Consider the following 24,050-nt stretch of genomic DNA (forward strand, 5'->3'; position numbering starts at 1 on the left):
GTCCCCCGTCAGTTGGCCGAGGCCTTGTCGCGCGACTTGGCCTTGCTGCGGGCCTTGGCCCGCTCGGTCGCGGTGAGCGCGACCTTGCGCACGCGGATCGCCTCCGGGCCGACCTCGACGCACTCGTCGCCGGCGCAGAACTCCATGGCCTCCTCGAGCGAGAGGTTGCGGTGCTTCTGCAGCGTCTCGGTGGCGTCGGAGGTGGCCGACCGCATGTTGGTCAGCTTCTTCTCCTTGGTGATGTTGACGTCCATGTCCTCGGAGCGCGGGTTCTCACCCACGACGACGCCCTCGTACACCTCGGAGCCGGGCTCGATGAAGAAGTCGCCGCGGTCGGCGAGGCCGAGCAGCGCGAACGCGGTGGCCTTGCCCGCGCGGTCGGCCACGAGGGAGCCGGTGTGCCGCGAGCGGATCTCCCCGACCCACGGCTCGTAGCCGGCGGAGACGGAGTTGGCGATACCGGAGCCGCGCGTCTCGGTCATGAAGGTCGTGCGGAAGCCGATGAGGCCGCGGGCCGGGACGAGGAACTCCATCCGGACCCATCCGGTGCCGTGGTTGCTCATCTGCTCCATACGGCCCTTGCGGGCGGCCATGAGCTGGGTGACCGCGCCGAGGTACTCCTCGGGCACGTCGATGGTCATATGTTCCATCGGCTCGTGGACCTTGCCGTCGATACGCTTGGTGACCACCTGCGGCTTGCCCACGGTGAGCTCGAACCCCTCGCGGCGCATCGTCTCGACGAGGATGGACAGCGCCATCTCACCACGACCCTGCACCTCCCAGTCGTCGGGGCGCTCGGTGTCGAGCACCTTGAGGGAGACGTTGCCCACGAGCTCCTGGTCGAGACGCGCCTTGACCATCCGTGCGGTGAGCTTGGTGCCGCCGTTGCGGCCGGCGAGCGGGGACGTGTTGACGCCGATGGTCATGGAGATGGCGGGCTCGTCGACGGTGATGGCGGGCAGCGCGACCGGGTTCTCCGGGTCGGCGAGGGTGTCGCCGATCATGATGTCGCTGATGCCGGCGACCGCGACGATGTCACCGGCCACGGCCTCCTCGGTGGGGACCCGCTCGACGCCCTCGGTCGCGAGGAGCTCGGAGATCCGGACCGACTTGGTCTCCGTCTCGCCGTCCGGCAGGTGGTGGATCCACGCGACCTGCTGGCCCTTGCGGAGGCGACCGTTGTGGATGCGGACCAGGCCGATACGGCCGAGGAAGTTGGACGCGTCCAGGTTGGTCACGTGCGCCTGCAGCGGCGCGTCGGCGTCGCCGCGGGGGGCGGGGATGACGTCGTAGAGGAGCGTGAAGAAGTCGTCCAGGTTCTCGGCGTCCGGCTCCTGGCCGTTGGCCGGCTGGGTGGTCGAGGCCTTGCCCGCGCGCCCGGAGGCGAACACGACCGGCAGCTCGAGGGCGCGCTCGGCGGCGGCCTGGGCGTCGGGGTCCTCGAGATCCGAGGCGAGGTCCAGCAGGAGGTCCTGGGCCTCCTCCACCACCTCGTCGATACGGGCGTCCGGGCGGTCGGTCTTGTTGACCACGATGATCACCGGCAGCGACGCGGCGAGCGCCTTGCGCAGGACGAAGCGGGTCTGGGGCAGGGGCCCCTCGGACGAGTCGATGAGCAGCACGACGCCGTCGACCATCGACAGGCCGCGCTCCACCTCGCCGCCGAAGTCGGCGTGGCCGGGGGTGTCGATGATGTTGAGCACGAGGTCGGCACCGCCGGAGCCCGCGCCCGGGCGACGGACGGCGGTGTTCTTCGCGAGGATCGTGATGCCCTTCTCGCGCTCCAGGTCCCCCGAGTCCATCACGCGGTCCACGAGCTCGGCACGTTCGTCGAATGCGCCCGACTGACGCAGCATCGCGTCGACGAGGGTCGTCTTCCCGTGGTCGACGTGCGCGACGATCGCGACGTTACGGAACTCGGTCTGGGCCATACGCTGGGTTCTCCCTCGGAGGCTGACGGCGCCGAGGCGGCTGAGGTCACCGCCCGGGCGCGTGGCGTGGGAATCGGCGGGGTCTCCCGCGTGATCCACAAGCGCGTCCGGTCGAGCGCGCGTTGCGTGACCACATTACCCGTTGATCGGCTCCGGACCGCTATCCCGAGCTCCGGTGACACCACCGGGAGCTGCGATGTTATTTACATCACGTATAACTTCTGTAACATCAGCCCCAGTCAGCTCGCCAATCCGGCTCCGCCTGTCCCCGATACGGGGGCGCTGTGAGAACATCTAGCGGTCGCCCGGTCGGCCGCCGACCGGTCCGCCCGCCCCTGCCGAAGAATGGACTCGCCAGTGACCCGCCACTCGCTCAGGACCTCGTTCCGGACCCTCGGCCTCGGCGCCGCCGCCGCCGTCGTGCTGGGGCTCGCCGCTCCCGCCACCGCCGGGTCCCAGTCGCTCGACGAGCTGGGGCGCCCGACCGAGCCCGTCCTCCAGGCGGTCGAGAACCTCGCCGCGCAGCAGTGGATCCCGGAGGAGACCCGGGGCACCATCGCCCGTCTCGTCGGCTTCTTCCGCGGCACCGGCGAGCCCGGGACCCCGCTGCCCGAGAACGGCCCGGTCATCGCGCAGTTCGCCTACCCGACGATCATGCAGCAGTGCATCGGCGGTGAGCAGACCGCGGTGGGCGCCGCGACCGCGGTCCCCGGCCCCGCGGACCTCCCGCTGCCCGGCGTCGCGCCCGGCCATCTCGGCTTCGTCTTCACCGCCCTTGGCACCGAGGGCGTCGCCGCCCGGCAGGCCCAGCCCATGACCGTGGACTGGTTCAACATCAACAACGGCCGCCGCGGCACCACCGTGCTGGGATACAACGGCATCAACGAGGGCGGGCCGGCCACGATCAACGGGGTCGCCGACACGGGCCCCGGACAGGTGCTCATGCTCCTGCAGGGCGGTGTCACCACGAACCTCGAGAACGGAGGGACCTCCAACTGCGTCGCCTTCCCCACCGTGGGGACCGCGTTCGTCCCGTGACGGGCGGAGGTACCGGGCACGATCGGCCCGGTCACGACCCGGACCAGGTACTGACCGAGGCCCGTCTCGCCCTCTCTGGCGGCGGGCCTCTGGTCGTGCTCACGGGCGCCGGCATGAGCGCGGAGAGCGGTGTGCCCACGTTCCGTGACGCGCAGACCGGCCTGTGGGAGCGCTACGACCCCACCGCCCTGGCCACCCCGGAGGCGTGGGCACACGACCGCGACACGGTCTGGGCCTGGTACCGCTGGCGCGAGCACCTCGTCTCCCGTGCGCAGCCGAACGCCGGGCACCTCGCCGTGTCCCGCGCGCAGGACCGGCGCGACGTCACGGTGGTCACGCAGAACGTCGACGATCTGCACGAGCGTGCAGGCTCACGGCGCGTGCACCACGTCCACGGGAGCCTCTTCGCCCACCGGTGCGACACCTGCGGGGCGCCGCTGGACGTCGGTCCCCCGCCGGACGACCCGGTCGACCGGCTCACCCCGCCGGGCTGCGACCGCTGCGACGGCCGGGCGCGCCCCGGGGTCGTGTGGTTCGGCGAGATGCTCCCCCACGACCCCTGGGAGGCCGCGGTGGACGCGGTCACCTCGGCCGCGGCGGTCCTCGTCGTCGGCACCTCCGGCCTGGTCCATCCCGCGGCGTCCCTGCCCGGTCTCGCCGCCGACACCGGGCTCCCGGTCGTCGAGGTGAACCCCGGGCCGTCGGGGCTCGGCCCCGAGGTGTCGGTCCACGTGCGCTCGACGGCGGGCGAGGCGCTGCCGGCACTCCTGGACGGCTGACGCCCAGACGCCGCCCGCCCGGCTGATCGCTCCGTCCGTCGGCCCACGGGGACCGCACCGCTCGTCTACTCGTGAAACCGCCGCCGAGACGCCGCCACCGCGCTAGCGTGACCGAATCGGGACCTCATTCCCGCCGCCCCGTGTCCCCGCTCCGCGGAACCAGGAGGTCAGCAGTGTCCGATTCGTCCCCAGTCGCCCCGTCCCCAACCGTGCCGTCCACACCGCCCGTCGCGCGTCCGCTCACCGCCGTCATCGCCGCCGAACTGGTCGGTACCTTCTGGCTCGTCCTCGGCGGGTGCGGCACCGCCGTGTTCGCGGCAGTGCAGATCGCCACCGCCGATACCCGGGACATTCCCGTGGGCGTCGGATACCTCGGCGTCGCCATCGCGTTCGGACTTACCGTCCTCACGGGCGCGTACGCGTTCGGCCACATCTCGGGCGGGCACTTCAACCCGGCGGTGACCGTGGGCGCCGCGGTCGCCGGGCGCCTGCCCTGGACCAAAGCTCCCGTCTACATCGTGAGCCAGGTCGTCGGCGGCCTGATCGCGGGGGCACTGATCCTCGTGGTCGCCAGCGGCAAGGACGGGTTCGAGGCCACCGGGCGGATGGCCGCCAACGGTTACGGGGCCAACTCACCCGACGGCTACGGGCTCCTGTCGGCCCTGCTCATCGAAATCGTCCTCACGGCGATATTCGTGTGGGTCATCCTCGGCTCTACCGATCGCCGGGCTCCCGCCGGCTTCGCGCCCGCGGCCATCGGCCTCACTCTCACACTGATCCACCTCATCTCGATCCCTGTCACCAACACCTCGGTGAATCCGGCACGATCCACCGCCGTGGCATTCTTCAACGGCGACGGCGCCCCCGGCCAGCTGTGGCTGTTCTGGGCGGCCCCGATCGCGGGCGCACTCGTCGCCGGAGCCCTGTACGGCCCGCTGTTCGGCGAGCGCGCCCGGAGCGCGACGCGCTGACGCCGGGTTGGCGGGACCGGTCAACGCCGTGGCTCGTCCCGGTGCGGACCGCCCCGTAACTTGTCCACGATCGTCGGCCGATCGCCGGTGCCGGCGCCCGGGTCGGCGGAGCCGACGGCCGGGTCGGCGGCCGGGTCGGCGGGATTTCCGGCGATGCCCGTCCCCCGATCCGTGAACCCGCGCGGATCGGTGCCCAGGGGGTCGTCGGTCCTGGCGTGGCGCCCGCCGGTGTCCGCGGAGCCGCCGGTGGTCACTCCGTCGCCTCGAACGCCATGGTCGCGACCGTCGCCGTTACCACGGTCGCGGTCATCTCCGTGGCCGAGGAGGCGGTCACCGCCATGGACGCGGTCCCGGTCACCGCCGCCGTCGAGGTCATCGGCGCGGTGCCGTGGGTCGAGCTTCTCGGCGGTCTGCTCCATCCGCCGGACGTCGTGCTGCTGTTCGTCGAGCGCACTGCGCTGGTGATCGGCCTCGGCCCGCAGCTTGTCGGCCTCGGCCGCCTTAGCCCTGGCCTCCTGCTCGGCCGCGCCCGCGCGGTGCTCCTGCGCCCTCGCGTCGGCGTGCTGCTGTTCGAGGCGCTGCTCACGCTCGCGGGCCTCTCGCCGGAGTTCCGCGGCCTCGGTGAGCTTTCTACGGTTGTTGTTCCTCGCTGCCAGGGCGATGAGCGCGATGACGACGATCAACGCGATCACCCCGATGACGATCCAGACCATGGGGTCCACGACTGCCTCCCTCGTTGCCGGGTCGGATGATCCTGGAACGTAACCCCGGCGCCGCGCCGCTGCCACCGGAGGCCGACAGCACCTAGAGCCTCGGTGGCCGACAGCCCTAGAGAAGGACCCGTGGTAGCAGCCCGGCGTCCCTGGCCTCGCGGCTCAGCCGCTCCCGGTGGTCGGGGTGCGCGATCGAGATCAGGGCCGCGGCCCGCTGTGCCACGGACTTCCCTCGCAGCGACGCGATGCCGTGCTCGGTGACGACGTTCTCGATGATGTTCTTGTGCGTGGTCACCGGGCTCCCCGGGGTGAGCGAGAGGGAGATCCGGCTGACCCCCTTCGATGTCTGGGAGGGGGTGACGATGAACCCGTGCCCGCCCGGAGAGAACCGGCACCCACGGGCGAAGTCCGCCTGCCCGCCGGCCCCCGACCAGTACCGACCGCCGATCGTCTCGGACGCCGCCTGTCCGAACAGGTCGACCTCACTGGTCGCGTTGATCGAATACAGGTTGTGCTCCTGTCCGATCACCCGCGGGTCGTTGACGATGTCCACGGGCAGCATCGCCACCGACGGGTTGTCGTGCAGCCAGTCCATCAGCCGCTGCGACCCCAGGGCGAAGGTCGTGACGTGCTTGAAGGGGCGTCCGGTCTTCCGCGAGCCATCGATGACCCCCGCCTCCACCAGCTCCATGACGCCGTCGGAGAGCGCCTCCGTGTGGATGCCCAGGTGCCGGTGACCGGTCAACCGCGACAGGACGGCGTTCGGCAACTTGCCCACGCCGAGCTGCAGGCACGCCCCGTCCGGCACGCGCTCGGCGATGACGTCCGCGATCGCGTGGTCGACCCCGCCCGGCGGCGGGACGTCCACGGTGATCATCGGTGTGTCGTTCCGGGCGACGCCCACCACCTGGGAGATGTGGATGTGATTGCGTCCGAACGTCCGCGGCATGTGGGCGTTGACCTCGACGAAGAAGGGAACCTGCCCGATGAACGACGCCACGTAGTCGGCGTTGGTGCCCATCGAGAAGAACCCGTGCTCGTCGATCTCCGAAACGGTCGTGATCGCCAGTCCGGGCGGCGAGAACTCGCGCAACGTGGCGGGCACCTGGGCGAAGTCGACCGGGACGAGGTCGCAGTGCCCGCGATGGAAGTTCTCCCGCGAGCCCGGCCCCAGGAAGTAGTCGACGTGGCGCAGCCGGCCGGGATACGCCCCCTCCATGAACGGCAGCGACTCCCACGGGTCCATGTAGTGCACCGTGACGTCCGTCAGTCCGTCCGCCCCGGCGTCCAGGGCCCGCAGGAGCGCCGGGGGCGCGGCGTTCTGGATCGGCGAGATGACGTGCATCCCCGGCGTCACGTGGTCGAGGACCGCCTCCGCGGGCAGCTCCTCGTACTCGACCGTGCTCATGGCGGTCACCTGCTCTCGGTGGTCGGTGTCGACGCGGGCGCCGGGGCCCCGACACCGCCGGGCTTCAGCTCAACGCCGGGATGACCTCTCGCTCGAACAGCTCGAGGCCCGAGGTGTCGGTCGTGATCTCCGGGAAGTAGAAGATGCCGTAGTCCATGCCCAGGTCCCGCAGCGCGGTGAGCTTCTCGACGATCTGCTCCGGCGTCCCGACCCCGGGCAGGCCCCGGTACGCCCCCAGCTGGCGCTCCGCCTCGTCCGCGCCCACGTGACGGGCCATGCGGTCCCGGAGTGACGCCAACCGATCGGCGACCTCCTTCTCCGTCTCGCCGATGGCCACGTTGTAGTTGGCCGTCATGGTGATCTCCGACGGGTCGCGGCCCAGATCCGCGCAGTGCCCGCGCAGGACCTCCGCCTTGTGGGCGAAACCGTCGGGGGTGCCGTCGAAGTTCGTGTAGTCGGCGTGCCGGGCGGCGATCCGCAGGGTCTTGCGCTCTCCCCCGCCCGCGACCCAGACGGGGATGCCGCCCGGCTGCAGCGGCTGCGGCTGCACGATCGCCCCGTCCACCCGGTAGTGCTCGCCCTCCAGCGACACGACGCCCTGCGACCAGGCCTCGCGCATGATGCGCACGCCCTCGTCGAGCATCCCCAGACGTTCACCGGCGGACGGGAAGCCGTAGCCGTACGCGCGCCACTCGTGTTCGTACCACCCCGCGCCGATCCCCATCTCCACCCGGCCACCGGAGATGTGGTCGACCGTCGCGGCGATCTTCGCGAGCAGGGCCGGGTTGCGGTACCCGAGACACGTGCACATCTGGCCTAGCCGCACCCGCGAGGTCACCGCGCCGAGCGCCGACATCAGGCTCCACGCCTCATGGGTCGCCTCGGACGAGGTCAGGGGCGCGGTGTGCATGTGGTCGTAGACCCACACGGACTCCCACGGGCCGGCGTCGGCGCGGGCGGCGAGATCGGAGATCACGGGCCAGTGGCGGTCGGCCGGCACGTCGACCAGATCGAGGCGCCAGCCCTGGGGCAGGAAGAGACCGAATCGCATGGCACGAGCGTAGCGCCGCGCCGGCCGCCCCCGGCGGGATCGAGCCGGCCGGTCCCGATCCACCCGGCGGGCGGCCCACGTCAGACGCTGGAGTCCTCGTCGTCGTCGGGCGGATCCAGTTTCCCCGCCTCCAGGGTGAAGCCGGACGGCCGCGCCCCGTCCTGCGCGGAGCCCAACAGCGCCACCCGCACCGTGGACTCGTCGGCGCCCGGCTGCGGTTCCCCGATGCGCGCATCGGCCGGCACCTCGACCCCGGCGTCGACGACGGCGGTCTCCACCCGCGCCCCGGAACGCACCACGGCGCCGGGCAGGATCACACTGTCGCGGACCCGCGCCCCCTCCTCGACGACGGCTCCGGGTCCGATCACCGAGTGCTCCACGACTCCACGCACGATCGCGCCGTGACCGACCAGCGACGCCGTCACCTGGGCGTCCGGGCCCGTCCTGGCCGGTCCGCTGAACGCCGACGCGGTCCGCAACGTCCACCCCGGGACGTCGAGCTCGTGCACGGGGGGCTCACCGAGCAGATCCATGTGCCCCGCCCAGTACGACTCGACGGTGCCCACATCGCGCCAGTACTCGTCGTGCCGCCACTCACGGGCCCGCCCGGCCCCGACCATCGCCGGAAGGACGTTGTCGCCGATGTCGCCCATGTCGGCGTCACCCCCGTCGGCGGCGACGTCCGCGTGCGCCTCCTCGAGGTGCCGGATCAGGGCGGCGGTGTCGAAGACGAAGATCTCCGCGCAGATGAGGTCGGTGGCCGGGTCGTCGGGCTTGTACGCGTAGTCGGTGATCGTGCCGTCGTCGGCCACGCGGACCACCCCGTAGCGGCCCGCGTCCCCCGGGTCGACGCGGGTGGTGACCATCGTGACCTCGGCGGAGGACTCCAGGTGGTCGCGGACCAGACGGTCGTAGTCGAGGCGGTACACCGCGTCGGCACTGAGCACGACGGTCACCTCCGGGGCGGCCTCACGTAGCGGCTCGACCTGCTTCCACAGCGCGTCGGCAGTCCCCGAGTGGAACCCGTCGCGGCCGGTCCCCTGCGACGGGTGCAGGACCAGCAGGCCCCCATCCAGACGATCGAGATCCCACGGGCGGCCGCTGCGCAGATGAGAACCCAGTGACACCGGGTGGAACTGCTGGACCACCCAGACATCTCTCAGGCCCGAGTTGGCCGCGTTGCTCAACGAGAAGTCGATGAGCTGGTACCCACCGCCGTAGGGCACGGCCGGCTTGGCCCTGTCCCGGGTGAGGGCGCGGAGGCGGGATCCCGCGCCACCGGCGAGGACGATCGTGACCACGGACAACGGTGCCATGCGAGGTCTCCTCTCCCGCACCGCCGGTGACGGCGCATCAGGCGCCCCACTGTAGCCGTGGTCGCCCTGCCGGCGCGGCGTGCCCGCCCGGGTTTGCGGCTACATATTCGGTTAGGTTAGGTTTGGCTAAGCGGTGCCCGTCACAACGGGGCGGCGTTGACCCCAGTCACAGCAAAGCAAGGGAATCATGACTTCTACACGGCTTCGTATCGGCGCTGTCCTCAGCGCGCTTGCTCTCGGTCTGACCGCCTGTGGTTCGGACGGCGACGTCGAGAACACGGCCGCCGAGGGCGGCGAGACCACGACCATCGAGATCGAGGACAACAACGGCATCCAGACCGTCACCGTCCCCCCGCAGTCCGTGGTCGCGACGGACAACCGCACGTTCGAGACGCTGTCCGACTGGGGCGTCGAGCTCAAGGCCGCAGCGGTGTCCCTGATGCCGGGCACCATCGCCTACAAGACCGACGAGAGCATCATCGACCTGGGCAACCACCGCGAGCCCGACCTCGAGGCCGTCGTCGCCGCCGAGCCGGACCTGATCATCAACGGCCAGCGCTTCACGCAGTACCACGACGACTTCGCCCGCCTGGTCCCCGACGCCACGATCATCTCCCTCGATCCGCGTGACGGACAGCCGCTCGACGCCGAGCTCAAGCGCCAGACCACCGCTCTGGGTGAGATCTTCGGCAAGGAGGCCGAGGCCGAGCAGCTCAACGCCGACCTCGACGCCGCGATCGAGCGCGTGAAGGCCGCCTACTCCGCCGACGACACCGTCATGGGCGTCATCACCTCCGGCGGCAACATCAACTACGTCACCCCGGGCACCGGCCGCACCATCGGCCCGCTGTTCGACGTCCTCGGACTCACCCCGTCGCTCGAGGTCGAGGAGGGCTCCGACAACCACCAGGGCGACGACATCTCGGTCGAGGCCATCGCCGACTCCAACCCGGACATCATGATCGTCATGGACCGCGACGGCGGCACCGCGACCGGCGCCGACGACCCGGGCTACCGACCGGCCAGCGAGCTGCTCGCCGAGTCGCAGGCGCTCCAGGGCGTCACCGCCGTCCGCGAGGACAACATCGTCTACATGCCCGCGGACACCTACACCAACGAGAGCATCCAGACGTACACCGAGTTCCTCAACACTCTGGCCGACAAGCTCGAGGCGAAGAACTGATCACCCGACACCCGTCGGAGGAGGGTGGGACCACCGTCTACGGTGGCCCCACCCTCGTCGTCGTCTCCCGGGGCGCTCCCGGCACAGACGGCACCCCGCCCTGCCCGTGACGACACCGATTGACGACCGACGTGACGACCTCTTCCACCGCTCCCCCGCCCGGAGCCGGTACGCCCCCCGCCCGCGCCCGATCGAAGGGCCGGCTCTTCGACTGGAAACTCCTGATCGGGTTCCTCGTGGTGGCCGCCCTCCTGGCGCTCTCCCTGTTCACCGGCGTCTATGACGTCTTCGGCGCCGACGACGGCGGCGAGATGTTCGGCATCACCCGGGTCCCCCGCACCATCGCCCTCGTCCTCGCCGGCGCCGCGATGGCCATGTCCGGACTCGTGATGCAGTTGCTCACCCAGAACCGCTTCGTCGAACCGACCACCACCGGGACCACCGAGTGGGCCGGGCTGGGCCTGCTCGCCGTCCTGATCCTCTACCCCGAGGCGGACATCCTCACGCGCATGGTCGCGGCCGTCATCGCCGCCTTCATCGGGACGATGGTGTTCTTCCTGTTCCTGCGCCGCGTCTCGCTGCGGTCCTCGCTCATCGTCCCGATCGTCGGCATCATGCTCGGCGCCGTGGTCGGCTCGGTCTCCACCTTCATCGCCCTGCAGACCGACATGCTGCAGAGCCTCGGCATCTGGTTCGCGGGGAGCTTCACATCCGTCATCCGCGGCCAGTACGAGGTCCTGTGGATCGTCGCCCTCGTCGGGCTCGCGGTGTTCATCGTCGCCGACCGCTTCACCGTGGCCGGCCTCGGCGAGGAGATCTCGACCAACGTCGGCCTCAACTACAACCGCATCCTGCTCGTCGGCACCGCCCTGATCTCCGTCGCCACCGGCGTCGTCACCGTCGTGGTGGGCAACCTGCCCTTCCTCGGACTCATCGTGCCCAACATCGTCTCCCTCATCCGGGGCGACGACCTGCGGTCCAACCTCCCCTGGGTGTGCCTGCTCGGCATCGGGATCGTGACCGTCTGCGACCTCGTCGGGCGGACCGTGATCATGCCGTTCGAGGTCCCCGTCTCGCTCATCCTGGGCATCGTCGGCTCGATCGTGTTCGTCTCCCTCCTGCTGAGGCAGCGCAGCAATGGATAGCCGCGACGCCGCGGTGGACCCCGGGGCGATGCCCGGGTCGTCCTCCGCATCCCATCGGGAGAGCGGCCCGCTGCCTACCCCCCGCTCCCGCCGTCGCTACTGGATCGTGCTGGCCGCCCTGATCCTGCTGGCGGTGGGGTTCGGGTTCGGCATCCTCGCCTGGGACAACCCCATGCCGATCGGTTCCACCGGCTTCTGGCGCGTGGCCGAACTCCGCACCACCACCGTCGTGGTCATGGTGATCGTCGCACTCTGCCAGGCCCTCGCCACGGTGAGCTTCCAGACCGTCGCCAACAACCGCATCGTGACCCCGTCGATCATGGGGTTCGAGGCCCTGTACGTCGCGGTCCAGACCTCGGCCATCTACTTCCTCGGCGCCGCCGGCCTCATGGCGCTGACGGGCCTTCCGCAGTTCGTCCTGCAGGTGGCGCTCATGGTGGGGCTGTCCGTGGCGCTCTACGGCTGGCTGCTCTCCGGTCGCTACGCCAACATCCAGGTCATGCTGCTCATCGGCATCGTGATCGGCGGCGGGCTCGGATCGATCTCGACGTTCATGCAGCGCCTGCTCACCCCCAGCGACTTCGACATCCTCACCGCCCGGCTGTTCGGCTCGATGGCCAACGCGGAGGTGTCCTACTTCCCGGTGGCCATCCCGCTGTGCCTGTTCGCGGCCGTCATGCTGGTGCTCAGCGCCAAGCGGCTCAACGTGGTCTCACTGGGCAAGGACATCACCCAGAACCTCGGGCTCGACCACCGCCGCGAGGTGATGCGGACGCTGTTCTTCGTCTCGATCCTCATGGCGGTGTCCACCGCCCTGGTCGGCCCGATGACGTTCCTCGGCTTCCTCGTGGCCACGCTGGCGTACCAGTTCGCCGACAGCTATGACCACCGCTACATCTTCCCCGTCGCCGCCCTGCTCGGCTTCGTCGTCCTCTCCGGCGCGTACTTCATCATGAAGCACGTCTTCTACGCGCAGGGCGTCGTCTCGATCATCATCGAGGTGATCGGCGGCTCGGTCTTCCTCTTCGTCATCCTCAGAAAGGGACGCCTGTGATCACCCTCGAGAAGGTCTCCAAGAACTACTCCGACGCGGTCACCATCGGCCCCGTCGACCTCGAGATCCCCCGCGGTGGCATCACGGCGCTCGTCGGCCCGAACGGGGCCGGCAAGTCCACCATGCTCACCATGATCGGGCGCCTGATGGGACTCGACGAGGGCGTGATCGAGGTCGCCGGTTACGACGTGAGCACCACCAGGTCCAAGGACCTGGCGCGGATCGTGTCGATCCTGCGCCAGGAGAACCACTTCATCACCAGGCTCACCGTGCGTCAGCTCGTGGGCTTCGGCCGGTTCCCCCACTCCAAGGGCCGGCTCACGGTGGCCGACGAGGAGATCATCTCCCAGGCGATCGACTTCCTCGACCTGGCCGACCTCGAGAACCGGTACCTGGACCAGCTGTCGGGCGGGCAGCGCCAGCGCGCCTACGTGGCGATGGTCCTGAGCCAGCAGACCGACTACGTCCTGCTGGACGAGCCGCTGAACAACCTCGACATGCGGCACTCGGTCCAGATGATGAAGCACCTGCGCAACGCCGCGGAGGAGCTGGGCCGCACCATCGTGATCGTGCTGCACGACATCAACTTCGCCTCGCACTACGCGGATCACATCTGCGCCATGAAGAACGGCGCGGTGGTCGAGTTCGGCCCGCCGGCCGAGATCATGACCGACCAGGTCCTGAGCAGGGTCTTCGACACCCCGGTGACGGTCATCGACGGGCCCGACGGCAAGCTCGCCTGCTACTACTGAGACTCCTGGCGACCGGATGCGGGAACGCACCGGATTCAGGACAATCGGGGGCATGACCGAACGACAGTACGACCAGGACACCGACGGTGACTACGACGAGAACACGCTGGACGGTAGCGAGGGGCTCGACGCCGACGTCATCACGAACGACAACGAGGACCTGACCGTCGACGCGCCGGAGACGTGGAAGCCGATCGAGGAGAACGACGACCTCGACGACAAGCTCGCGGCCGAGCGCCCGGACGTCGACAGCCCGGAGCCGGAGGACGAGGGGGTCTCCCCCGAGCCCCGCGACGAGATCGACGATCTCGACCCGGACGGCGAGAGCCGCGTCCTAGGCGAGGCCTGACCGGCTCGTCCGGACCCGGCGGGAAGGAGGTGTCGCAGTGAGCGTCCCGGACATCGCGGAGGCGATGCGTGCGCAGGACCGCCGCCGCTTCCTCCCGCCGGAGGTCGTCGGGGACCACATCCTCGACGCCCCGCTGCCCATCGGGCACGGGCAGACCAACTCCCAGCCGTCCACCGTGGCGGCCATGCTGGCGCTCCTCGAACCGTTCCCCGGTATGCGGGTGCTCGACGTGGGCTCCGGCAGCGGATGGACCTCCGCGATCCTCGGCGAGCTCGGCGGGCCCGACTCGGAAGTCCACGCAGTCGAGCTCGTCCCGGAGCTTGTGGAACGCTCCCGCGAGGCGATCGACCAACCGTGGGTCCACGTCCACCACGCCGAGCCGGGGGTCCTCGGTCTCCCGGGGCACGCGCCGTTCGACCGCATCCTCGTCTCCGCGATGGCCGACGACCTCCCACACGACCTCGTCGGCCAACTCGCCGAGAACGGGGTCATGGTCGCGCCGTGGGCGGACCGGATGCACCGGGTCCGGCGGTCGGGTGCCGACCTCGAGATCAGCTCGCACGGCGGCTACCGGTTCGTGCCCTTGATCCACACCCGATTCTGACCAGCATGATCCGGCAACTATCCTGGGGCGCAGTTCATCCACCTGCAGACCCAGGAGCCGTCGATGGCCGACTTCCTCTACGAGGACCTTCTTCCCGTCGGGGAGGACACCACCGAGTACCGCCTTCTCACCACCGAGGGCGTCTCGACAGTGCAGGGCCCCGACGGCATGACATTCCTCAAGGTGGCCCCCGAGGCCATCCGCCTGCTCACCGAGACCGCGATGCACGACATATCCCACTACCTCCGTAGTGACCACCTCGCGCAGGTCGCCAAGATCCTCGACGATCCCGAGGCCAGCGACAACGACAAGTTCGTCGCGCTGGACCTGCTGAAGAACGCCAACATCGCCGCCGGCGGTGTGCTGCCCATGTGCCAGGACACCGGCACGGCCATCGTCAAGGGCGAGCGCGGCCAGCACGTGCTGACCCCAGGCCCGGACGAGGAGGCGGTCGCCCGCGGCGTCTACGACGCGTTCACCCGACTCAACCTGCGCTACTCGCAGAACGCGCCCATCACCATGTGGGACGAGAAGAACACCGGCTCCAACCTGCCCGCGCAGATCGAGATCGGCGCCAACACCGCACCCGGGTCCGAGAACGCGTACAAGTTCCTCTTCATGGCGAAGGGCGGTGGGTCGGCCAACAAGTCGTTCCTGTACCAGGAGACCAAGGCGATCCTGAACCCCGAGCGGATGATGCAGTTCATCGAGGAGAAGATCCGCTCCCTGGGCACCGCCGCGTGCCCGCCGTACCACCTGGCGATCGTCGTGGGCGGCACGTCGGCGGAGTTCGCGCTCAAGACCGCCAAGCTGGCCTCCGCGCACTACCTCGACGAGCTGCCCCGCGAGGGCGCGATGACCGGCCGCGGGTTCCGCGACACGGAGCTCGAGGAGAAGGTCTTCGAGCTCACGCAGGAGATCGGCATCGGCGCGCAGTTCGGCGGCAAGTACTTCTGCCACGACGTGCGTGTGGTGCGCCTGCCCCGCCACGGCGCCTCCCTGCCCGTGGCGATCGCGGTCTCGTGCTCGGCGGACCGCCAGGCCAAGGCCAAGATCACCCCGGAGGGCGTGTTCCTCGAGCAGCTCGAGGTCAACCCGGGCCGATACCTGCCGGCCACCACGGACGCGGAGCTCGACGCCGCGACCGACGGCGTCTCCGGCACGGGCAAGGGCGCGGCGGTGAAGATAGACCTCAACCGGCCGATGCCGGAGATCCTCGCCGAGCTGAGCAAGCACCCGGTCAAGACGCGGCTCTCGCTGTCCGGCCCGCTGGTCGTGGCGCGCGACATCGCGCACTCCAAGATCAAGGAGCGCCTGGACGCGGGCGAGGAGATGCCGCAGTACCTCAAGGACCACCCCGTGTACTACGCGGGCCCGGCCAAGACACCGGAGGGCATGCCGTCGGGATCGTTCGGCCCGACCACGGCCGGCCGCATGGACTCCTACGTCGAGCAGTTCCAGGCTGCCGGCGGTTCCATGGTCATGCTGGCCAAGGGGAACCGCTCCAAGCAGGTCACCGACGCGTGCGCGACGTACGGAGGCTTCTACCTGGGCTCGATCGGCGGCCCGGCCGCTCGCCTGGCGCAGGACTGCATCAAGCACGTCGAGATCATCGAGTACGAGGAACTCGGCATGGAGGCGGTGTGGAAGATCGAGGTCGAGGACTTCCCCGCGTTCATCGTGGTGGACGACAAGGGCGAGGACTTCTTCGCCCACACCGGTGAGGTCACGCTGACGATCGGCAAGCGCCCCGGCCTCTGACCGCCGCCGGCGACGGGCGACTAGGATCGGCGCCATGGACAGGATCACGCGTGTCCTCGCCCCTCTCGCCCTGGCCGTGTTCACCGGTGCCGGCCTGGTGGCCTGTTCGTCCGACGACGGCCCCACCGCGGGGGACTCCGCCGCGCCGGCGTCGCCGAGCGCGGTGACGCCGGCGGAGACGGCGACGACGACGAGCTCGACCCCCGTACCCGGGCCCGCCGGTTCCCCGGTCGACATCCCGGCGGCGGTGGCTCAGCGCTGGGAGGAACTCGGTGGCGAGCAGGGCACGCTCGGCCGGGTGACGGGGCCCGCGACGGAGGTGGCGGGTGGTTCGGTCGTCGATTTCGAGCGGGGCGCGATCGTCCTGACGCCACGGGGTCGCCCGTTCGTCGTCCAGGGCGAGATCCTCGCCGCCTACCGCGAGGCGGGCGGCCCGGCGGGCGATCTCGGCTTCCCCACGGCGGACGAGGCCACCACGGATGGCGGCTGGATCTCCACGTTCGAGGGCGGCGTCATCACCTACCTCGACGGGGTCGCCGAGGTGGAGACCGACTGACCCGGCCGGGCCCGGCGGTCACGGCGGCGATATCGTCCAGTCGTGACCTCCACCCCCTCCCCGACACCGCCTCCGACCGCCGGCACCGTCCCGGCCACGACGCTCGTCGCGCTGGCGCTGACCGGGGCGATCGGCCCCTTCGCCACCGACACCTACCTGCCGGCGCTGCCGCTGGTCGTCGACGAGTTCGGGGTCACCGCCTCGACCGCGCAACTCACGCTCACGGCGTTCATGGTGTCGCTGGCGCTGGGCCAGCTGGTGATCGGCCCGCTCTCGGACCGGACGGGCCGCCGGGCCCTCCTCCTGGCGGGCGCGATCGGGACCGCACTCGCGGCCGTCGTCTGCGCGCTCGCGCCGTCCATCTGGGTGCTGCTGGCCGGGCGGGTGGCCCAGGGCTTCTTCGGCGCCGCCGGCGTCGTGCTGGCCAAGGCCGTGGTCGTCGACGTGGGCCGGGGCGCCGGGGTGGCCAAGGCGTTCGCCACGCTCATGGCCATCCAGTCCGTCGCCCCGGTGCTCGCCCCGCTCGTCGGCGGCGCGGTGGTGCCGTTCGGCGGCTGGCGGGGCGTGTTCTGGTTGCTCGCCGCGCTGGCCGCCGTCACGGCCGTCGGCGTGGCCGTGGCCGTGCCCGAGTCGCTGCCGGCCGCGGACCGACGCCCCGGCGGCGTGCGCGCGACCGTCTCCGGCATGCGGGCGGTGGCCACGCGCGGGGCGTTCGCCGCACGCGTGTCGGTGTTCGTGTTCACCTTCGGCGTCCTGTTCGCCTACATCTCGGCCAGCCCGTTCATCTACCAGGACATGGTCGGCCTGTCGCCCACCGCCTACGCGATCGCCTTCACCGTCAACGCACTGGGCATCCTCGTGTCGAACCTCGCGGGTGCGCGGCTGGTGGGCAGGTTCGCCCCGGAGAGGCTCATGGGCACCGGGGTGGCGGGCATGGTCGTGGCGATCGTGTTCCTCGTCGTCGTCGTCGCCCTCTCCCCCGCCGGCACCCTCGCGCTGGCACCGGTCACGGTCGGGTTCATCCTGCTCACGCTGTCGATCGGTACGGTCCTGCCCAACGCGGTGGCCCTGGCCATGCAGGCCACGCGCGGTAACTCCGGCGCCGGGTCGGCGCTGCTCGGCGCCGCGCAGTTCAGCCTGGCCGCGCTGGTCTCGCCGCTGACCGGCCTCGCCGGACCGCACTCGGCCGTCCCGATGCTCGCGGTGATGGGCACGTGCGCGGCGGTCGCCGTGGTGGCCGCGTGGGCGGTGCTCAGCCGGCCAGTGCGCGCCACGTGAGCGCCGCGGCCAGCGCGCCGACGGCGTTGAACGCCCAGTGCAGGCCGATCGGTGCCAGCAGACTCCGGCTGCGGCGGCGGATCCAGATGAACCCCGCGCCCGCCACGGACGTCGCGGCCACCGCCAGGCCGATCCCGGCGAGCTGACCGACCAGCCCCGTCCCCAGGACCTCCGCCAGCCCGGCGTTGCCGGCCGTCAGGCCCAACGACGACGTGACGTGCCACAGACCGAACGCCAGCGAACCGATCACGAAGACCCCTGTGGTGCCGAAGGACCGCTCGAGGGCGCCCTGCAGGACGCCGCGGAACGCGAATTCCTCCGGCAGGACGGTCATCAACGGGATGAGCACGAGCGCGGAGAACACCGCCATCCGCAGATCCGAGTAGCGCTCGGAGAGGAAGAACGGGCTGGTCGCCGGGATCAGACACCCGGCCGTCACCACCACGGCCACGGCCACGGTCGCGGCGAGGCCGTACGCCAGTCCGCGCGGCATGTGTCGCAGGGACAGGCCCAACTCGGCCCAGTGCATGCCGCGGATCTTGACGACCACGACCATCGCGAGCACGGCCAACGGCACGACCCACTCGCGGTACGGCAGCTCCGCCAGGTTCGCGGTGAGGTTGATGGCCACCAACGTCCCCAGGACCCCGACGACCCCGGCCACCTCCCGGAGGCGAGAGCGGTCGAACAGGACGCGGTCGTGCGGAGACATCACCCGCGACGATACCTCGCGCCGGGTCCGTACCGGGGGTATGGTGACGCGGACAACCGCTTTCGTCCCACGACGACCGCTCCGGCACAAGGTGGTGTCCGCCATGACCACGGTGACGACGACCGCGTCCCGCGCCCTGACCGGCGCCCGACGCAGGGTGGGCCTGGTGGTCCGCTCGAGGATCGCCGGCGACGACGCCGACGCCCGCCGGCACCAGATCTGGCTCTCCGAGGGCGAGCGGTGGAACTCCCCCGACGACGCCATCAGCCGCGTCAACGGCGACGCCTCGATGTTCGCCGCCGGTCTCACCGCGCTCCTGCTCCAGTCCCTGCACCCCGGCGCCATGGCCGGCGTCGCCGAACACAGCGACTACCGCGGTGACCCGTGGGGCCGCCTGCAGCGCACGTCCCAGTTCATCGCGACCACCACCTTCGGCACCATCTCCGACGCCTCCGCCCTCATCCGCGCCATCAACGGCGCGCACCGCACGGTCGTGGGCACCGATCACCGCGGGCGCCCCTACGACGCCCGCGACCCCCACCTGCTGCGGTGGGTGCACGTGGCCGAGATCTGGAGCTTCCTCGAGTGCCACCGCCTCTACGGGCGCGAGAAGCTGTTCGCCTCCGACCGGGACGAGTACGTGCGCCAGGCCGCGCGGACCGGCCTCATGCTCGGCGCCAGGTACGTGCCCCTGAGCGTCCGCGAGCTCGAGGACGCCCTCGAGTCCTACCGTCCCGAGCTGGAGGCCTCCCCCGCCGCGCTCGACGCCCGCCGCTTCCTGCTCGACGGTCCTCCGATGGCGTGGACCGACAAGCCCGCGTACGCACTCCTGCGCGAGGGCGCCGTCGCGGCACTGCCCGGGTGGGCGCGCGCGATGCTCGAGCTGCCCGCCGGGCCGCTCGGTTCCCGCGACCTGGGGCTCGCGGCCGGACGCACCGGCGTGTCCACGCTGCGCTGGGTCCTCGACGCCCTGGACTGAGCGCCGGGCCGCGTCCCGCCCGGGTCCGGCGATACCCTGGGACGACCCGACCACGCAGTCGGACCCGTCCGCGGGGTCACGCCCGCCCACCCGAAATGAGGTCTTCCATGGCCGGTGGACTCGCCGCCCTGCTCGACGACGTCGCGGTACTCGCACGAATGGCCGCCGCCAGCGCCGACGATGTCGCGGCCGCCGCGGGACGGGCCAGCGTCAAGGCCGCCGGAGTCGTGGTCGACGACACCGCCGTCACGCCCCAGTACGTGCGCGATGTCGACCCGTCGCGCGAACTGCCCATCATCCGGAAGATCGCGCTCGGATCGCTGGGCAACAAGGCGATCATCATCGTCTTCGCGCTCCTGCTCAGCCAGTTCGTCCCGTGGCTTCTCACCCCGATCCTCATGCTCGGCGGCCTCTACCTCTGCTACGAGGGCGCCGAAAAGGTGTGGGAACGCGTCTCGGGACACCACGAAGAGGCCGCGCCCGTCGTGGACAAGGGACCCGAGGCCGAAGCGCGGATGGTGCGCAGCGCGGTGACCACCGATTTCATCCTCAGCGCCGAGATCATGGTGATCGCCCTCAACGAGGTCGCGACCGAGTCGTTCTGGTCGCGGGCGATCATCCTCGTGGTGGTGGGCCTGGGGATCACCGCGCTCGTCTACGGCGTCGTCGCGGTGATCGTGAAGATGGACGACGTCGGGCTGCACCTCGCGGGTAGGGACTCCCCCGGCGTCCAGCGGTTCGGCCGCGGCCTGGTCAAGGCGATGCCGACCGTGCTCGAGGTGATCTCGTTCGTCGGGATGCTCGCGATGCTGTGGGTCGGCGGACACATCCTCCTCGTGGGCCTCGACGAGCTCGGCGTGACCGCGCCGTACCACCTCGTGCACGTCCTGGCGGAACCCGCGACCGGCGTCGCCGGCGTCGGCGCCGTGCTCGCATGGCTGGTCGACACGGCGTGCGCCCTCGTCTTCGGCCTCGCCGTGGGCGCGGTCATCGTCGCGGTCATGCACCTGATCCCCCGGCGGGGGTCCGGAGACGGACACGGCGGCGAGGGAGCCGACGGCGATTCCGCGCACGGCGATGCGGCTCGTGGCGGCGACGTCGGCGGCGGCGATGCCACGCGCAGCGGCGGCATTGCTGGCGCCGGCCACCCGCGGGCGCCCGAGGGGACGGGCCGGGAGACCGATCGCTGATGCTGCTCACCGTCGGACACGGCCGACTCGACCGCGACGAACTCGTCCGCCTGCTCCGCGGCGCCGGAGTCGAGCTCCTCGTGGACATCCGGCGGTTCCCCGGTAGCCGGGCGAACGAGGCGGCGGCCAAGGGCGCCGTGCCCGAGATCGTCGGCGAGGCCGGCATCGACTACCGCTGGGAGGAGGACCTCGGCGGGCGCCGACATCTCAACGCCGAACAACGACGCCGGTCGCCCGACACATGGTGGCGCGTGGAGGCGTTCCGGGCGTACAGCGCCTGGACCCGCGATCCCGCCTTCCGCGAGGCCCTCGCCCGCATCGTCGCGGACGCGCGCGAGCGGCGGGTTGCGGTGATGTGCTCGGAGTCGGTGTGGTGGCGCTGCCACCGCAGGATCGTGGCGGACGTGGCGGCGACCGTCCACGAGCTGCCGGTGGGCCACCTGATGCACTCGGGATCGATCACCGAGCACACCCCGAGCGAGGGCCTGCGGCTGGACGAGGACGGCGACCCGGTCTGGGACGGCTGACCAGCGGGCGCCGGGAGCTCGGCGAGCGCACCCGGCACCGGGAGCGGCTCCAGCACGACGTCGGAGATCGCCGCATCCCCGGCCGTGGCCTAGTCTCACGGCCATGGACCCCGCATCGACGCTCGCCCCGAACCTCACGCCCCTGGCGGCACTTCTCGGGACCTGGAAGGGCGACGGCGCGGGGACGTACCCGACGATTGACGACTTCTCCTACACCGAGGAGCTCACGTTCACGGATGTGGGGAAGCCCTTCCTGCACTACATACAGCGGACGTGGGCACCGAACGGCTCGCCCATGCACACCGAGACGGGGTACCTCCGCGCGCCTCGCGACGGCGTGGCCGAGTTCGTCCTGGCCCAGCCCACCGGGCAGACCGAACTGGGCGAGGGCACGGTCGTCGCGGAGGCCGACACCGTGGTGTTGGAGTTCGACTCGCGCGTCGTGGGCAGTGCCACCGCCAAGGAGGTCGTCACCACCCGTCGGCGATACGAGATCGCCGGCGACCGATTGGTGACGACATTCGCGATGGCGGCCGTGGGCGTGCCCCTCACGCACCACCTGCGCGCGGAGCTGCGCCGGTTGTAACCCCCCGCGCCCGCACCTGCACCTGCACCGTCCATCGACGGGTCCGCGCGTCACCGCGCGGTGCGCTCCCGCAGGATGAGCCGGGACAGAGAATCCAGCGCGAACCCCAGCACGCCGATGACCAGGATGACCGCCATGACCTGGTCGTAGGCCAACTGATCGCGGGCGTTGAGGATCTGATAGCCCAACCCCGACCGGACGCCGAGCATCTCTGCGGGCACCAACACGATCCAGGCCGTCCCGAGCGCGAGTCGGATACCCCCGAGGATCGCCGGTCGCACCGCCGGGATGACCACCCGCGTCAGTCGCTCCCACCCGCTGGCGCCCATCGTGCGGGCCACGTCGATATAACCCGGATCCATCGCGTGGACGCCGGACGACGTGGAGAGCATGATCGGCCAGATCGCCGCCGCGGCGACGAGGAAGATCACCGGCTCATTGCCGATCCCGAAGACGGCGATCGCGACAGGCGCCCACGACAACGGCGAGATCATCCGGAGGAACTGTACGAGCGGACCCGCGACCGCCTCGGCGCGCCGACGCAGACCGAGCCACAGCCCGAGTGGGACACCGAGCAGAGCGGCCACCGCGAGCCCCGCCACCAGCCGGTACAGGCTGACCGCGGCATCCGAGAGCAACACCCCGCGGTCGAGCAGGTCGCCGAAGCCGGACCATGTCTCCGCCGGGGACATGCCTCCGATCACCGGGTCGTCTGTGACGAGGCCGGAGGTGAGCAGCGCCCAGACCGCGAGCCCCAGGAGCAGTCCCACCAGACCGGCGCCCCAGCGAGCGGCGAGACCGCCTCCGCCGGTACCCCGGCGGCCCCGGCGAACGCTCGGGACCGCCGGTTCGTCCGATGCCCGGTCCGCGGCGGCGCTGGTGGCTCCGGTCTCGGGGGCACCGGGCCCGGCGATCATCGGGTCGGCCGCCACCGGGTCGGTGCCCGGGTCCGGGGTGGGGTCGGTGCGCGTCATCTAGATCAGCCGTTCGTGTCGGGTCAGCGAGGCGGGGAGGCCGAGGGCGGCGGGCCCGCCGTGGCGGGCGATCGCGGTGCGGACGAACCTGTCGTCGACGAGTTCGTGATGAATACCCGCGGGGTCGAGGCCGTCGAGGAAGCGGGTCTCCCCGTCGACGACCGTCGTCCGCATCTGCCTCACCAGCTCGGCGGTGAAACTGGGGAACGGATACGGGTGGAAGTCGATCCGGTTGCGCGGTGGCCCGCCGCCCGGGTCGGGCACGGTTCCGGTCATGGCGACGTCGACCGCCCTGGGCGGCTGCGGCAGATAGTTCTTCCCGGACAGGATCGCGGCGGCCGCCGAGCGATCCGCGGTGATCCCGAGCTGCGCCGCCACGGCGGCGTCGACGAGAGCCTGGACGGTGTCCGGACGACTGTCGATGAGCTCCTGGTGGACGACCGTGACGCAGCAGGCATGATCCCGCCATACCTGATCGAGCAGCATGTGCAATGAGCCGACGCCCTGGGCGACCGCACCGGCGTTGAACGGGTCGGCGACGGTGAAGGCCGAGATGGAACCGGTGGCCAGCGCCGGGATCATGTCCGACGGCCCCATGACGACCAACTCGACGGTGCCCTCCGACCGGCTCGGGGCCCGTCGCGCCACGGGAGTGAGACCATTCGCGCGCAGGACCCGCTGCAGCAGGATGTTGTGGATCGACCACCACCCGGGGATCGCCACCTGCGTGCCGGCGAGTTGACCGACCTCGGTCACGTCCGGAGCGACGGTGATGGCCCCGCCGCCTGTGTGGTTCCAGCTCACCACCTTGACGTCCGCGCCGATCACGTACCGGAGCTGGACGGCCGAGGGCATGAGGAGGTGGATGAGGTCCACCTGACGGGTGAGGAACGCCTCCATCAGCGACGACCAGGACCGGAACAACACCGGTCGACCGACGAGGAGTTCCTGCCGCTCGAAGTACCCGTCTCCGTGTGCGACGAGCAGAGGGGCGGCATCGGTGATCGGCAGGTAGCCGATCCGGATGTCGTCGGTGGCCGCACCCCGCGGCGCGGTCGCCGACGTGACCAGCGAGCCGAGCGCGGCGGCACCGCCGACTGCCCCCGCTCCGACGGCGAGTGCGCCTCCGGCCCTGAGCAGGGCCCGCCGGTCGAGAAGGGGGCCCCGGGCCCCGGGAGAATCAGACATCGCCG

Annotated in this window: 22 protein-coding genes and 2 pseudogenes; 16 read left to right on the top strand and 8 right to left on the bottom strand. The window is 70.9% G+C overall.

From position 1 onward, the window contains the following. Window positions 1–8: 8 nt before the first annotated feature. Window positions 9–1,931, bottom strand: coding sequence for a translational GTPase TypA (typA, locus tag A6035_RS09810; RefSeq protein WP_108847634.1), 1,923 nt, complete (start codon window positions 1,929–1,931; stop codon window positions 9–11). A gap of 357 nt (window positions 1,932–2,288) precedes the next feature. On the opposite strand from typA, the gene A6035_RS09815 reads away from it, so the two are divergent. The 3 genes from A6035_RS09815 (at window position 2,289) to aqpZ (ending at window position 4,719) form a co-directional block, all read left to right on the top strand. Then, window positions 2,289–2,969: an Rv1157c family protein gene (locus A6035_RS09815; protein WP_108847635.1), complete on the top strand. Its 681-nt coding sequence runs from the start codon at window positions 2,289–2,291 to the stop codon at window positions 2,967–2,969. After that, the gene (locus A6035_RS09820) at window positions 2,966–3,748 is read left to right on the top strand and encodes an SIR2 family NAD-dependent protein deacylase (RefSeq protein WP_425267501.1); all 783 of its coding nucleotides are present in this window, start codon (window positions 2,966–2,968) and stop codon (window positions 3,746–3,748) included. Before A6035_RS09815 ends, A6035_RS09820 begins: the two co-directional genes overlap by 4 nt. Before the next feature lie 209 nt (window positions 3,749–3,957). After that, a complete protein-coding gene (aqpZ, locus tag A6035_RS09825; protein WP_235026527.1) occupies window positions 3,958–4,719 on the top strand; it encodes an aquaporin Z in 762 nt (253 codons plus the stop codon). A gap of 20 nt (window positions 4,720–4,739) precedes the next feature. Here aqpZ and A6035_RS09830 read toward each other — a convergent pair whose 3' ends face one another. The 4 genes from A6035_RS09830 to A6035_RS09845 form a co-directional block, all read right to left on the bottom strand. Beyond that, window positions 4,740–5,441 (bottom strand): hypothetical protein, encoded by a 702-nt coding sequence (locus A6035_RS09830; protein WP_108847636.1) that lies wholly within the window; start codon window positions 5,439–5,441, stop codon window positions 4,740–4,742. 106 nt (window positions 5,442–5,547) lie between these two features. Continuing rightward, entirely contained in the window at window positions 5,548–6,840 is a 1,293-nt protein-coding gene (locus tag A6035_RS09835; RefSeq protein WP_108849200.1) for an acetyl-CoA hydrolase/transferase family protein, read from the bottom strand. Between the two features lie 64 nt (window positions 6,841–6,904). Further along, complete coding sequence (locus A6035_RS09840) at window positions 6,905–7,891, bottom strand: LLM class F420-dependent oxidoreductase (protein ID WP_108847637.1); 987 nt, start codon at window positions 7,889–7,891, stop codon at window positions 6,905–6,907. Between the two features lie 80 nt (window positions 7,892–7,971). Next, window positions 7,972–9,207, bottom strand: a complete 1,236-nt coding sequence (locus A6035_RS09845) for a glucose-1-phosphate adenylyltransferase family protein (RefSeq protein WP_108847638.1) — start codon at window positions 9,205–9,207, stop codon at window positions 7,972–7,974. Window positions 9,208–9,394: 187 nt separating this feature from the next. Here A6035_RS09845 and A6035_RS09850 point away from each other — a divergent pair, with 187 nt between their 5' ends. The 9 genes and pseudogenes from A6035_RS09850 to A6035_RS09890 all read left to right on the top strand — a co-directional run bounded on the left by A6035_RS09850 (window position 9,395) and on the right by A6035_RS09890 (window position 17,889). Continuing rightward, on the top strand, window positions 9,395–10,390 hold the full coding sequence (locus A6035_RS09850; RefSeq protein WP_108847639.1) for a siderophore ABC transporter substrate-binding protein: 996 nt from the start codon (window positions 9,395–9,397) through the stop codon (window positions 10,388–10,390). A 131-nt stretch (window positions 10,391–10,521) separates the two neighbouring features. Then, on the top strand, window positions 10,522–11,535 hold the full coding sequence (locus A6035_RS09855; protein ID WP_108849201.1) for an ABC transporter permease: 1,014 nt from the start codon (window positions 10,522–10,524) through the stop codon (window positions 11,533–11,535). Between the two features lie 28 nt (window positions 11,536–11,563). Next, window positions 11,564–12,589: an iron chelate uptake ABC transporter family permease subunit gene (locus A6035_RS09860; protein ID WP_108849202.1), complete on the top strand. Its 1,026-nt coding sequence runs from the start codon at window positions 11,564–11,566 to the stop codon at window positions 12,587–12,589. Next, entirely contained in the window at window positions 12,586–13,341 is a 756-nt protein-coding gene (locus A6035_RS09865) for an iron ABC transporter ATP-binding protein (protein ID WP_108847640.1), read from the top strand. The genes A6035_RS09860 and A6035_RS09865 overlap by 4 nt, the downstream gene beginning before the upstream one ends. A gap of 52 nt (window positions 13,342–13,393) precedes the next feature. After that, entirely contained in the window at window positions 13,394–13,690 is a 297-nt protein-coding gene (locus tag A6035_RS09870; RefSeq protein WP_108847641.1) for a hypothetical protein, read from the top strand. A gap of 13 nt (window positions 13,691–13,703) precedes the next feature. Beyond that, window positions 13,704–14,294 (top strand): annotated as a pseudogene (locus A6035_RS09875) (protein-L-isoaspartate O-methyltransferase family protein); the annotation flags it as partial. 63 nt (window positions 14,295–14,357) lie between these two features. Next, complete coding sequence (locus A6035_RS09880) at window positions 14,358–16,055, top strand: fumarate hydratase (RefSeq protein ID WP_108847643.1); 1,698 nt, start codon at window positions 14,358–14,360, stop codon at window positions 16,053–16,055. A 34-nt stretch (window positions 16,056–16,089) separates the two neighbouring features. After that, window positions 16,090–16,611, top strand: a complete 522-nt coding sequence (locus A6035_RS09885; RefSeq protein ID WP_108847644.1) for an LGFP repeat-containing protein — start codon at window positions 16,090–16,092, stop codon at window positions 16,609–16,611. Window positions 16,612–16,653: 42 nt separating this feature from the next. Further along, the gene (locus A6035_RS09890) at window positions 16,654–17,889 is read left to right on the top strand and encodes a multidrug effflux MFS transporter (RefSeq protein WP_108847645.1); all 1,236 of its coding nucleotides are present in this window, start codon (window positions 16,654–16,656) and stop codon (window positions 17,887–17,889) included. On the opposite strand, the gene A6035_RS09895 is transcribed toward A6035_RS09890, so the two are convergent. After that, on the bottom strand, window positions 17,864–18,601 hold the full coding sequence (locus A6035_RS09895) for a CPBP family intramembrane glutamic endopeptidase (protein WP_108847646.1): 738 nt from the start codon (window positions 18,599–18,601) through the stop codon (window positions 17,864–17,866). The genes A6035_RS09890 and A6035_RS09895 overlap by 26 nt on opposite strands. A gap of 103 nt (window positions 18,602–18,704) precedes the next feature. On the opposite strand from A6035_RS09895, the gene A6035_RS09900 reads away from it, so the two are divergent. The 4 genes and pseudogenes from A6035_RS09900 (at window position 18,705) to A6035_RS09915 (ending at window position 21,883) form a co-directional block, all read left to right on the top strand. Continuing rightward, entirely contained in the window at window positions 18,705–19,580 is an 876-nt protein-coding gene (locus A6035_RS09900) for an oxygenase MpaB family protein (RefSeq protein WP_108847647.1), read from the top strand. Window positions 19,581–19,687: 107 nt separating this feature from the next. Beyond that, window positions 19,688–20,620: pseudogene (locus A6035_RS09905) on the top strand (DUF808 domain-containing protein); the annotation flags it as partial. Window positions 20,621–20,769: 149 nt separating this feature from the next. Next, window positions 20,770–21,297 carry a DUF488 domain-containing protein gene (locus A6035_RS09910; RefSeq protein WP_108847649.1) on the top strand — a complete coding sequence of 176 codons (528 nt, stop codon included), beginning with the start codon at window positions 20,770–20,772 and terminating at the stop codon, window positions 21,295–21,297. A 103-nt stretch (window positions 21,298–21,400) separates the two neighbouring features. Continuing rightward, window positions 21,401–21,883, top strand: coding sequence for a heme-binding beta-barrel domain-containing protein (locus A6035_RS09915; RefSeq protein ID WP_108847650.1), 483 nt, complete (start codon window positions 21,401–21,403; stop codon window positions 21,881–21,883). A gap of 50 nt (window positions 21,884–21,933) precedes the next feature. Here the strand turns inward: A6035_RS09915 and A6035_RS09920 are convergent, their stop codons facing one another. Next, a complete protein-coding gene (locus A6035_RS09920; RefSeq protein ID WP_327512784.1) occupies window positions 21,934–22,857 on the bottom strand; it encodes an ABC transporter permease in 924 nt (307 codons plus the stop codon). Continuing rightward, entirely contained in the window at window positions 22,858–24,045 is a 1,188-nt protein-coding gene (locus A6035_RS09925; protein ID WP_108847651.1) for an ABC transporter substrate-binding protein, read from the bottom strand. It abuts the gene before it with no gap. Window positions 24,046–24,050 lie beyond the last annotated feature (5 nt).

Source organism: Dietzia lutea (genome assembly GCF_003096075.1).
Classification (GTDB): domain Bacteria; phylum Actinomycetota; class Actinomycetes; order Mycobacteriales; family Mycobacteriaceae; genus Dietzia; species Dietzia lutea.

Bases quoted from the DNA above. Each gene is read 5' to 3' on its own strand.
- typA (WP_108847634.1), bottom strand. From the start codon at position 1,931: ATGGCCCAGACCGAGTTCCGTAACGTCGCGATCGTCGCGCACGTCGAC.
- A6035_RS09835 (WP_108849200.1), bottom strand. From the start codon at position 6,840: ATGAGCACGGTCGAGTACGAGGAGCTGCCCGCGGAGGCGGTCCTCGAC.
- A6035_RS09840 (WP_108847637.1), bottom strand. From the start codon at position 7,891: ATGCGATTCGGTCTCTTCCTGCCCCAGGGCTGGCGCCTCGATCTGGTC.
- A6035_RS09845 (WP_108847638.1), bottom strand. From the start codon at position 9,207: ATGGCACCGTTGTCCGTGGTCACGATCGTCCTCGCCGGTGGCGCGGGA.
- A6035_RS09850 (WP_108847639.1), top strand. From the start codon at position 9,395: ATGACTTCTACACGGCTTCGTATCGGCGCTGTCCTCAGCGCGCTTGCT.
- A6035_RS09860 (WP_108849202.1), top strand. From the start codon at position 11,564: ATGCCCGGGTCGTCCTCCGCATCCCATCGGGAGAGCGGCCCGCTGCCT.
- A6035_RS09870 (WP_108847641.1), top strand. From the start codon at position 13,394: ATGACCGAACGACAGTACGACCAGGACACCGACGGTGACTACGACGAG.
- A6035_RS09880 (WP_108847643.1), top strand. From the start codon at position 14,358: ATGGCCGACTTCCTCTACGAGGACCTTCTTCCCGTCGGGGAGGACACC.
- A6035_RS09885 (WP_108847644.1), top strand. From the start codon at position 16,090: ATGGACAGGATCACGCGTGTCCTCGCCCCTCTCGCCCTGGCCGTGTTC.
- A6035_RS09895 (WP_108847646.1), bottom strand. From the start codon at position 18,601: ATGTCTCCGCACGACCGCGTCCTGTTCGACCGCTCTCGCCTCCGGGAG.
- A6035_RS09900 (WP_108847647.1), top strand. From the start codon at position 18,705: ATGACCACGGTGACGACGACCGCGTCCCGCGCCCTGACCGGCGCCCGA.
- A6035_RS09910 (WP_108847649.1), top strand. From the start codon at position 20,770: ATGCTGCTCACCGTCGGACACGGCCGACTCGACCGCGACGAACTCGTC.
- A6035_RS09915 (WP_108847650.1), top strand. From the start codon at position 21,401: ATGGACCCCGCATCGACGCTCGCCCCGAACCTCACGCCCCTGGCGGCA.
- A6035_RS09920 (WP_327512784.1), bottom strand. From the start codon at position 22,857: ATGACGCGCACCGACCCCACCCCGGACCCGGGCACCGACCCGGTGGCG.
- A6035_RS09925 (WP_108847651.1), bottom strand. From the start codon at position 24,045: ATGTCTGATTCTCCCGGGGCCCGGGGCCCCCTTCTCGACCGGCGGGCC.